We start from the raw sequence: 8,764 nt of genomic DNA on the forward strand, positions 1-8,764 counted from the left end.
GTAGAACCATGAACCAGTTATCCGATTTTCATCACGAGCGAGTCAGGGCCGTGCTGGCGTCCTCACCGCTGATCCCGGTGATAGCAATAAACGATCCTGATGACGCGGTGCCCCTGTGTCAGGCATTGGTGGACGGGGGTATCAACGTACTGGAAATCACCCTGCGCACCGAGCACGGCGTCAAAGCCATTGAGCAGGTTCGCAAAGCGATCCCCGATGCCTGGGTTGGCGCCGGAACCGTTACCAGCATCGCTCAATACCGTCAGGTAGAGGCGGCCGGTGCCCAGTTTGTGATCACTCCAGGTGTTACCGAAGCCATCCTCGAATTTGGTCTGACTTCCGAAGCCCCGCTGTTGCCGGGAATCTCCACCATCTCCGAACTGATGGTGGGGCATAACCTGGGCTATCGGGAATTCAAATTCTTCCCCGCCGAAGTCGCTGGTGGCATCCCAGCCCTGAAAGCCTTCAGCGGCCCGTTCCCGGACATTACCTTCTGCCCGACAGGGGGCATACGCCGCGACACCGCCCGGGATTATCTGGCCCTGGGTAATGTCCAGGCGGTCGGCGGTAGCTGGCTGACACCGGCGGACGTGATTGCTTCTAAGGATTGGGCAAAAATTACCGAGATTGCCCGCGAGAGTCTGGAGGCTCTTTGAGAACCGGGGGGGCATCAATACCCTTCGTTAAGCAGTTGAGTTACCAGCGAACACATGTTTCGTTGCCCGTTTTTTTGGTATACATGGTAAAAGGGTGCGCAAGCTTGATGGCATCCAGGCGCTTACAGGCATCCCAATGGTCCCCATGTTAGAAATGGAGTCTCTATCCATGCAGCCAAAAGACATCGTGGCTCAATTCATTGATGATATCCGTGCCCAGCGCCTGGATGAGGCGAAGGCCTTGTTGGTGACTGAGGGGTTTGAATATGTGGGGCCGAATATGCGCTTCCTCAGTCCGGACGACATGCTGGGCTACCAATTCGGCATGGTCGCCATTCAGAAGGATCTGGTCCTCCGTCAACTCAGTGCCGACGGGGAGCACGTGTTCGCAATTCTGGATTACCAGACTCACTTTGAACCGATCGGGGATGTACGGCTGGCCGTCTGGTTTCGTGTCAGGAACAACAAAATCCAGACGGTTGAAGCCTTCTACAATGCCGCAGTCGTTGAAAACATGCTGGGAGGCAACCTGCCTTCAGCCGACTGATCACTGACGCCGGAACCCGCGTCAGGCGCGGGCGACTTCCGGTTGTGGTTTACCTCCAGGAAATGCCAGACGTAGGTTCTTGAGCCAGGTAGTGCCAAACTGGCGCCACAGGGAAGCCCGGTTGTATGGCAATCCATAACGGGCTGCAACGGCCCGCACCCGCTGGGACGCTTCCGGATATCGATTGCTGCACATGTCAGGAAACAGATGGTGTTCAATCTGGTGGCTCAGGTTGCCGGACAGCACGTGGAACAGGCTGCCGCCGGTAATATTGGCGGAACCGAGGAGTTGACGAAGGTACCATTGGCCTCGGGATTCCCCCTCCACCTGATCGGGGGTGAAGTTATACACGCCTTCGGGAAAATGACCGCAAAAAATGATCATGAAGGCCCAGATATTGCGCATGATGTTGGCAATGAAATTGGCGCCCGCCACCAGCGCGAATACCAGCAAAGGTGATTCCGGCACAAAGAAGGAGATTGGCACCGCCACCAATGCCGCCAGTCCCGGCCACATAATGTAATCCTTGCGAACCTGTCCCCAGATTTTGCGACCGATACGTTTTGCCAGTGGCTTGAACTCCGACGCTTTCTTGCGGCCTTCGACCACATCGATCAGAGCCTGTTCGTGCAGTGCCACGCCTTCCTCAAAGAACAGCATCAGCAGTAGGAAATATACGGGTTGGGGCAGATATTTGGGGTGCCATTCCTGCAAAGGTGTTACCCGCATGATGCCGTACCCGACATCGAGGTCCTTTTCCAGGACATTGGTCCAGGTATGGTGCACCACGTTGTGGGAATGCATCCAGCGATCCGACGGGCTCATGGTGTCCCATTCCCAGGTATTGGACTGGATATCGGGATCCTTCATCCAGTCCCACTGCGCATGCAGCACATTATGGGCAATTTCCATATTCTCGAGGATCTTGGCGATGCCGAGCATGAAGGTACCCAGCCCCATGATCAGCAACGTTGCGGTCCAGCCGGCCATCGCATGGGGCCAGGCTGGCAGGAAGAACAGACCCGCATACATAAACAAACGGCCGATCAGGGCCATGCTTCGTTGGGTTCGGATCAGCCCCAGGATGTATTGGCGATCACTCTCACCCCGGCTCTGCATGATGTCGTCATAAATCGCCTCCATTTCACGGCCGAACTCGTCAATCTGCTCGTCGGTAAGATCCACCGGCAGAGGTTTTTTTGTTGTCATGGTTTGTACTCCTAAAGATCCAGTTCGCAGTCACCAGCGGCGGCGCACACACACGTCTGCACAATGGCACCGGATTCATTCAACACTTCTCCGGTGCGCAAATCCCGCACACAACCTGAAAGCAACCTGGTATTGCAGGTATGGCAAATACCCATACGGCAGCCATGGGGCGGATTCATGCCGGCATCTTCGGCAACCCGCAGCAGGTTGGTTTCGCTGTCGGCGTCTACATCACGATTGCTCTGGGCAAAGCGAACTTTACCGCCCACCGCATTGTTCGGTATCTCGGCGAAATCCGCTCGAAAACGCTCGACGTGAAGCCGGCGACTGAGCCCCGCCTTCTCATACAAGTCTTCCAGGGCAGCGAGTAACCCGGGGGGACCACAAGCGTAGCAATCCCGCTCTTTCCAGTCGGGACAGAGCGTTTCCAACTGTTCCTCACTGAAATAGCCCTGCGTTTGTTTCTGTTCACCAAGTTCCTGCGTGTGCACTTCGTGGAGGTGATACTGCTTCTTTTCTGCCGCGAGTTGGCGCAGCTCCTTACTGAAGATCACATCGAATTCGTGCGGTGCGTAATGGATGTGCACCGTGTCCGGTAAGCGCTCCTGCGCAACCAGACTTCGAATCATGCTCATGGCCGGCGTAATACCGCTGCCGGCGGTAATAAACAGGGGCTGGATCGGGGAGGCGTCCGGCAGATAAAAGTCGCCCTGGGGCAGGCCGATGGGGAGATAGTCACCCACTTTGATATTGCGGACGATATGTTTGGATACGCGCCCACCGTCGATGATTTTCACGGTGATGGTAAAGCAGTCATCATTCCGTTCCGGCGGAGAAGAGATCGTATACGTGCGGGTATAGTGTCGGCCCTCAACGGGAATACCGATACGAACATGCTGACCGGGCCGGTTCAAACGCCAGTTCACGCCAGGGCGCAAGGTAATGGTGCGGGCATCCTTGGTCTCGTCCCACACCTCCACCACCTGCGCCTGCATCTGGTGGGTACTCCAGAGCGGGTTGACCAGTTCGACGTAATGAGAGGTGCGTAAAGGAAAGGCGAACATATCCAGAACGTCGGACAGTTTCTGTCGCCAGGTGGTTGGGTCGGGAGTCTGCTGATCTGGAGCTACCATCAATACGTTACTCCGAAAGAAGGCGTTTAAGCTGAAGTTGAGTACTACAGGACATCTTTCAAGCTAGTACACGGCGTCAGAGCCCACCACCTCTATAGCGGCTACTGATGCCAGATGGCCTGATTAGCTATTAGCCGATGTCACAGGTGGCGACCTGGCGAGGAAGTTATCGGCGGTTGCTTGGAGGGGGAGGAAGGGCGCTGACAACTGGAAAAATGATCGTTGCGACCATGAACTGGGTGAATTTTTGTGAATTGGTTATTTTTGCAATTAAATCATTGATATGGGCTGACTGCCCAGAAAGGGGATAGTAGTCTTTGTGATCATTTATGTTTGAGACGGCGATCAGAAAAACAATCGGAAGCTATTGACCTGACAGGGTTTTCTGCCTAGTTTTGAAGGATTGTCGAATTGAGATATGAGTCGCTGGAAAAGTGATCATGAAGACTCATATACAAATGTTATGTGAAAGTATGAGTAAAAGTCCAAAGTTAAGCATAAACAAATACGAGATTGATCTTTTAGAGCGTCAAGTTGTGCTATATCTAAAAGAACATCAGGGAGCGAGGGTTGGCAAGGCAAAATTCGAAGGTGTTTGGGGTCATCAATTTTCTAATGTCCTCGATGGGAATATTGTTGTTAGCATTGAAGAGTGTGATCCGGAAGAGCTGCACCATAAATATTCTGGCACATTAGAGGAGTATCAACAGTGTGGCCTGCCGTTCAATTGCTATGATCTTAAAGAGTTCTGCAGCAGAGTGGCAAAGCGATCAATAAAGCCCATAATTATTGAAGGGCAATATGGATTTAGTGGTTGGGTTCTATGTGAAAGTTGGTGCGTCACATTAGAAGAGGCTTGATGTTGGTTTTTAATCGGGTCTCACATAACAAGCGCAGTCTGTCGGACAGCCGGGACGTCGCTTCGCTCCTAAAATCCCCCGGCTGCCGCAGCTGCGAGCGTTATGTTGCGTAGAGAGCTATGAACCAGGTAGAGAGATGGGAAAGAATAGAGGCGGAGCTGAAGGCAGCTTTCAGCTTGCTGCCCGAGAACGTCGTCGAATCCGACAACGGATACCGAGAGAGCGATTTTCTCTCTTTCCTAGAAGCAAATGAGTTGCTTCTCGCAATGGAAGAACTTGACGGCGTCATAGAGGACAACCCAAACCCTGGAAGGGAGTTCTGGGAGCATCTGCTAAAAGCAGCAAGTTTAATGGGGCACCTGCATGCTAATCGCTATGAATCGATCTTGGCTTCTACAACATAACCAATGCAGGCACGGCGACGCCCATTACATTGCGCCTTCGGCTCCATTTCATGGGCGCGCATGCTGCAGGCGTTAATTGGTATAGACATGGAACCAGTCATCCAGGAAGAAACCACAGGTTGTGGCATTGCGGCAAGCGCTGCTCTAGCAGGCATCAGCTATGCGGAGGCCAAGCGCAAAGCAAACGCTCTGGGCATTTACGCGTCAGACATGTCGCTCTGGTCGGAGACTGCGCACGTCCGGAAGCTTCTGCGGGAATTCGGTATCTCGGTGTCGCCCAAAGAAACACCTTTCGAGTCTTGGGAGGGCCTTCCAGACAAGGCCCTTATGGCTATTAAATGGCGTATGGAACAGGGCAAGCCATTTTGGCATTGGGTTGTGTTTGTCAGAGAAGACGGCGAGGCAAAGGTGCTGGACTCCAAAAAGGCGCTGAAATCAAACGTCCGCCAGGATTTCGGGCGCATCAAGCCCAAGTGGCACATTGAGGTATCCAATTAACAAGTCAATTAAGTTCGTTCCCGGCCTTGCGGCGGTCCACCGGACGCCCCTGTCGGGGCGCTGATCTTGCACCGCTTTAGTGGACGGTCATTTACCGGACACTAGAGGGGGCCCGTCATGGGGCAGACCCAGAAGAGAAACTACGACCGTTACACGCTGGCGTTCAAGCTGCGGGCCGTTAAACTGGCTAATCACCCTAACGTTAAAACCAAGGATATTGCGGAGGGGCTGGGGATACACCCGGTGATGCTGTACCGCTGGTGTATGGAGCATCGCAACGGGACGCTGGTTGAAAACAAACACATGAAAAAGCAGAAGCCCTCTCCCAAACGGATCAACCCTCCACCGGATTCTGAAGCCGCTGCCGAAGACGAGCTGGCAAAGGCGAAGAAGCGCATCAAGGATCTGGAAAAACAGCTGAATGCGCGCCAGGAGGAAATTGACCTCCTAAAAAAGGCGCGCCGGTTCTTCGAGAAAAACCGTCACTGATTTTTGCGTTTATCGAGAAGAACCGGGATCGGTTCAGCGTCAAACGACTTTGCGTGTTTTTTGGGGTGTCTCGCAGCGGCTTCTATGCTTGGCTCACGCGCCCTGTCAGCCTGCATCGACAGCAGGATGAGGTGATCAAAGGCGCCATTGTCGAGTTGCACCAGGGATATCGTCGGGCCTACGGGGCCCCAAGAGTGCATCAGGCGTTGCGCCAACAGGGTATCCCTTGCAGTCGTCGACGGGTGAATCGGTTGATGAGGGCGTTAGAGATTAAAGCCTCTACAACCGGACTGTATGCCTGGCGGCCGGGGCAGCACGCGTTTTACAGCTCGGCCGGCAATCAGCTCAAAGGCAGCGATGCACCGAGCGGCTGCGGTCAGCAGTGGGCTGGGGATTTCACTTATCTGAAAACCCGTACCGGCTGGCTGTACCACGCGGCAATTATTGATCTGTTCAGTCGCAAAGTGGTGGGCTGGTCGTTCAGCAGTCGCCGCAACAGTGAATTGACCAAGAGCGCACTGCGCATGGCGTTGCTGAATGAAATGCCAAAGCCAGGTTGCCTGTTCCATTCCGATCAGGGCATTGAATACGCCGCCCACGAGTACCGGGAGTTGCTGGAGACCGCTCACATGGTTCGCAGCATGAGCCGCAAGGGCAATCCGTTGGACAACGCGGCCATGGAATCGTATTTCCACACACTGAAAGCGGAGTTGGTGCACAAGCGTTTGTTCGACACGAAAGTGCAGGCGGTCTCGGAAATTATTCACTACATGATGTTCTATAACAGCGAGCGATTGCACTCGAGCCTGGGCTACCAATCCCCGGAGGAATATGAAAAGCTCAGTGCCTAAAGTGTCCATTAAAATGGTACAAGATCAGGCCGCTGAACATCGACGTTAGGTTCATATGAAAGAACTCAAATTCCCGAAAGCTATCACCCTGCGTTTGAACCTTGATCGCCCAGAGCCGGTTCAAGGGCGGCCGTCCAATTTGGTCGACGAGATGGCTGTGATAGAGAAAAATGGCACTGAAATACTTTCAGCAATGGTGATGATTGAGGAACGAATCATTGAAGCGGTCAGTAAGGTCCTATTTGCTGGGACAAGTCAGAATAGTGACTACAGAGGTTTTTTCGTTAGCGAGATTGTGGGTACCTCCGACTTCTCATTTTCGTTTAAGCGCAGAGTATTTACGCGCCTACTTGAACAATTTGAGTTGTTAGAGCGAGATAAGATCAAGAGTCTGAAGTCAGACCTAAACAAACTAATGTCGTGGAGAAATGCATTTGCCCATGGGCAAGTGCTCCATGATCAGCACGATGGCTATGTGCTCCAGTACTACAGTGGAGGGCATAAGGAGCAAGTTCTCAACGATGAATTCTTTGAGACAGTTGATAATACCGTTCGGAACTGCCTTTATGTCTGCAACGGCATTATCCAATCCTATGCTAAAACCTAACCAGTGCAGGCAAGGGACGCTCCTGACGTCGCGCCCCTGCTGCGTGCGTTAGGTTTTAAAATGGGTAAGAAGAGCCGGCAAGAAAGGCCGAGAAGGGATTATATCTATGCGACTACGAAGGGTGAGGTTTCACACCTGACTGTCCACTATGATCCCGCCCAAGATCGGGTGACAATCGCTGATGCAGATCCCGACACTGTAAGGTTAGAAACTCGGTACGAGCGTCCTTCGTCCGGCAAGGAAAAAGTCGTTAGCTCCATCGCAGCGCCTTCAATGGGAGCATCATTTAGCACGTTCACAGCGCTTAAAGATAGTTTTGACTACCTCATTGCCATCGACACGAATACAAAGAAAATTGGCGACCATCAGTTAAGTGTTTGCGCGTCTTATCTTATTGAACAGCCATTGAAATCTTACGTCAGTGAAGTTCCCTTCGTTGGCGGTCCCTGCTACGCAATGTTGGATGTAAATGAAGCAGTCAATCCCGAAAGGTTGGGGTGGCACTTGGTCATCAAAAACCATTTTCGAGCGCCCCCTAATCTCCGCATAGGTGTGATAGTAGACTGTGAGCTGGGTGAGCACCAGGGCATGAACTCGCGAGCCGTTCCGTATTATGAAGGGCATTTCCTGCCTGAAAACGTCAGCCTAATTTATGCCTCTGATGCGTCGAGTGACTCTTTGGTAAACCAGATGATTCGCTATTGTGACAAGCTGGCAGCTCGGGCAATTAGCGAGATATCAGGAAAGATAGACGATTTAAAGAAGGCAAAAAGTCGGGATGATAACTGCGCTGCGTACGCATACTTCAGGCCCAAAAAAGCTAACCAATAGCGGTACTCGGACACGCTAAAGCGTGCCGGTGCGCACCGCGTTAAAAGTACACAATTTGGAGGTGAAACTTGGCAGAAATCATCGCATTTCCGGGGGCAGAGGAAGCTCTGAGGCGCAATCTAGACCGGATGATAGATGAGCATTTAGAGGTAACTGATCCCGATCTGAAAGCTTGTATCAAAAAACGGCTATCAACTTACCTCTCGAGACTGCCGAAACTGCCCTCATTGAATTTCAAGGTGCCAGAGTCGCTTTCGGATGCTCAAAAACAGGAAATACTGTCTTCCTTGGCAGATGAGTACAACACTCAGGTAACCGCATACGCGTTCAAGTTTTTATCCGACATTGCGTTGCTCCAACTTGAGATCTGCCAATGCGAGCATCGCAAGTGACTTTTAACAAATCGCTTAAGTACGTTACCGGCCTGGCGGCCGTCCACCGGACGTCCCTGTCGGGCCGCCGCTTATTTCAGCGTTATACCGCCGAGTTACCCACGAACAGTAGACACCTTCTATAGTTAGGGTAGCCCCTAGCACGGAGGTGCTCCATGAGCCGCAAGAAGACCCAGGCCTACACCGAGGAGTTTCGTCGGGAAGCCGTTCGCAGATCCGATCAACCTGGTAACACGGCCGCTTCCGTTGCCCGAGAGCTGGGCATTCATCCGGGCCAGATCTACAAC

Annotated in this window: 13 protein-coding genes; 11 read left to right on the plus strand and 2 right to left on the minus strand. The window is 52.8% G+C overall.

Translation table 11 applies throughout. The annotated features are described in order from the left end of the window. Window positions 1-8: 8 nt before the first annotated feature. Window positions 9-656 carry a bifunctional 4-hydroxy-2-oxoglutarate aldolase/2-dehydro-3-deoxy-phosphogluconate aldolase gene (locus Q0Y21_RS05735; RefSeq protein WP_297792418.1) on the plus strand — a complete coding sequence of 216 codons (648 nt, stop codon included), beginning with the start codon at window positions 9-11 and terminating at the stop codon, window positions 654-656. A gap of 169 nt (window positions 657-825) precedes the next feature. After that, complete coding sequence (locus Q0Y21_RS05740; protein ID WP_297792420.1) at window positions 826-1,203, plus strand: nuclear transport factor 2 family protein; 378 nt, start codon at window positions 826-828, stop codon at window positions 1,201-1,203. Between the two features lie 21 nt (window positions 1,204-1,224). Here Q0Y21_RS05740 and Q0Y21_RS05745 read toward each other — a convergent pair whose 3' ends face one another. Next, window positions 1,225-2,412: an acyl-CoA desaturase gene (locus Q0Y21_RS05745; protein WP_297792422.1), complete on the minus strand. Its 1,188-nt coding sequence runs from the start codon at window positions 2,410-2,412 to the stop codon at window positions 1,225-1,227. Between the two features lie 11 nt (window positions 2,413-2,423). Further along, window positions 2,424-3,545 carry a ferredoxin reductase gene (locus tag Q0Y21_RS05750; protein ID WP_297792516.1) on the minus strand — a complete coding sequence of 374 codons (1,122 nt, stop codon included), beginning with the start codon at window positions 3,543-3,545 and terminating at the stop codon, window positions 2,424-2,426. A 440-nt stretch (window positions 3,546-3,985) separates the two neighbouring features. Between Q0Y21_RS05750 and Q0Y21_RS05755 the strand changes: the two genes are divergently transcribed. From Q0Y21_RS05755 to Q0Y21_RS18450, 9 genes are all read left to right on the plus strand, one after another. Further along, the gene (locus Q0Y21_RS05755; protein ID WP_297792424.1) at window positions 3,986-4,405 is read left to right on the plus strand and encodes a hypothetical protein; all 420 of its coding nucleotides are present in this window, start codon (window positions 3,986-3,988) and stop codon (window positions 4,403-4,405) included. 119 nt (window positions 4,406-4,524) lie between these two features. Continuing rightward, window positions 4,525-4,809 (plus strand): hypothetical protein, encoded by a 285-nt coding sequence (locus Q0Y21_RS05760; RefSeq protein WP_297792426.1) that lies wholly within the window; start codon window positions 4,525-4,527, stop codon window positions 4,807-4,809. A gap of 60 nt (window positions 4,810-4,869) precedes the next feature. Beyond that, window positions 4,870-5,307: a hypothetical protein gene (locus Q0Y21_RS05765; protein ID WP_297792427.1), complete on the plus strand. Its 438-nt coding sequence runs from the start codon at window positions 4,870-4,872 to the stop codon at window positions 5,305-5,307. Between the two features lie 117 nt (window positions 5,308-5,424). After that, on the plus strand, window positions 5,425-5,796 hold the full coding sequence (locus Q0Y21_RS05770) for a transposase (RefSeq protein ID WP_297792429.1): 372 nt from the start codon (window positions 5,425-5,427) through the stop codon (window positions 5,794-5,796). 11 nt (window positions 5,797-5,807) lie between these two features. Next, on the plus strand, window positions 5,808-6,647 hold the full coding sequence (locus tag Q0Y21_RS05775) for an IS3 family transposase (RefSeq protein WP_297792518.1): 840 nt from the start codon (window positions 5,808-5,810) through the stop codon (window positions 6,645-6,647). Between the two features lie 55 nt (window positions 6,648-6,702). Further along, the gene (locus Q0Y21_RS05780) at window positions 6,703-7,254 is read left to right on the plus strand and encodes a hypothetical protein (protein WP_297792431.1); all 552 of its coding nucleotides are present in this window, start codon (window positions 6,703-6,705) and stop codon (window positions 7,252-7,254) included. 60 nt (window positions 7,255-7,314) lie between these two features. Further along, window positions 7,315-8,085, plus strand: coding sequence for a hypothetical protein (locus tag Q0Y21_RS05785; RefSeq protein ID WP_297792433.1), 771 nt, complete (start codon window positions 7,315-7,317; stop codon window positions 8,083-8,085). Window positions 8,086-8,153: 68 nt separating this feature from the next. Next, window positions 8,154-8,477, plus strand: coding sequence for a hypothetical protein (locus Q0Y21_RS05790; protein ID WP_297792435.1), 324 nt, complete (start codon window positions 8,154-8,156; stop codon window positions 8,475-8,477). Window positions 8,478-8,632: 155 nt separating this feature from the next. Next, window positions 8,633-8,764 (plus strand): transposase (locus tag Q0Y21_RS18450; RefSeq protein WP_366517654.1); only part of this gene is annotated, 132 nt, incomplete at its 3' end.

The organism is uncultured Marinobacter sp., assembly GCF_947259545.1.
Classification (GTDB): domain Bacteria; phylum Pseudomonadota; class Gammaproteobacteria; order Pseudomonadales; family Oleiphilaceae; genus Marinobacter.

What these genes read in the sequence shown, in the direction of transcription:
- Q0Y21_RS05770 (WP_297792429.1), top strand. Translation starts at nt 5,425, where the DNA reads ATGGGGCAGACCCAGAAGAGAAACTACGACCGTTACACGCTGGCGTTC.
- Q0Y21_RS05765 (WP_297792427.1), top strand. Translation starts at nt 4,870, where the DNA reads ATGCTGCAGGCGTTAATTGGTATAGACATGGAACCAGTCATCCAGGAA.
- Q0Y21_RS05760 (WP_297792426.1), top strand. Translation starts at nt 4,525, where the DNA reads ATGAACCAGGTAGAGAGATGGGAAAGAATAGAGGCGGAGCTGAAGGCA.
- Q0Y21_RS05755 (WP_297792424.1), top strand. Translation starts at nt 3,986, where the DNA reads ATGAAGACTCATATACAAATGTTATGTGAAAGTATGAGTAAAAGTCCA.
- Q0Y21_RS05785 (WP_297792433.1), top strand. Translation starts at nt 7,315, where the DNA reads ATGGGTAAGAAGAGCCGGCAAGAAAGGCCGAGAAGGGATTATATCTAT.
- Q0Y21_RS05780 (WP_297792431.1), top strand. Translation starts at nt 6,703, where the DNA reads ATGAAAGAACTCAAATTCCCGAAAGCTATCACCCTGCGTTTGAACCTT.
- Q0Y21_RS05745 (WP_297792422.1), bottom strand. Translation starts at nt 2,412, where the DNA reads ATGACAACAAAAAAACCTCTGCCGGTGGATCTTACCGACGAGCAGATT.
- Q0Y21_RS05740 (WP_297792420.1), top strand. Translation starts at nt 826, where the DNA reads ATGCAGCCAAAAGACATCGTGGCTCAATTCATTGATGATATCCGTGCC.
- Q0Y21_RS05735 (WP_297792418.1), top strand. Translation starts at nt 9, where the DNA reads ATGAACCAGTTATCCGATTTTCATCACGAGCGAGTCAGGGCCGTGCTG.
- Q0Y21_RS05750 (WP_297792516.1), bottom strand. Translation starts at nt 3,545, where the DNA reads ATGGTAGCTCCAGATCAGCAGACTCCCGACCCAACCACCTGGCGACAG.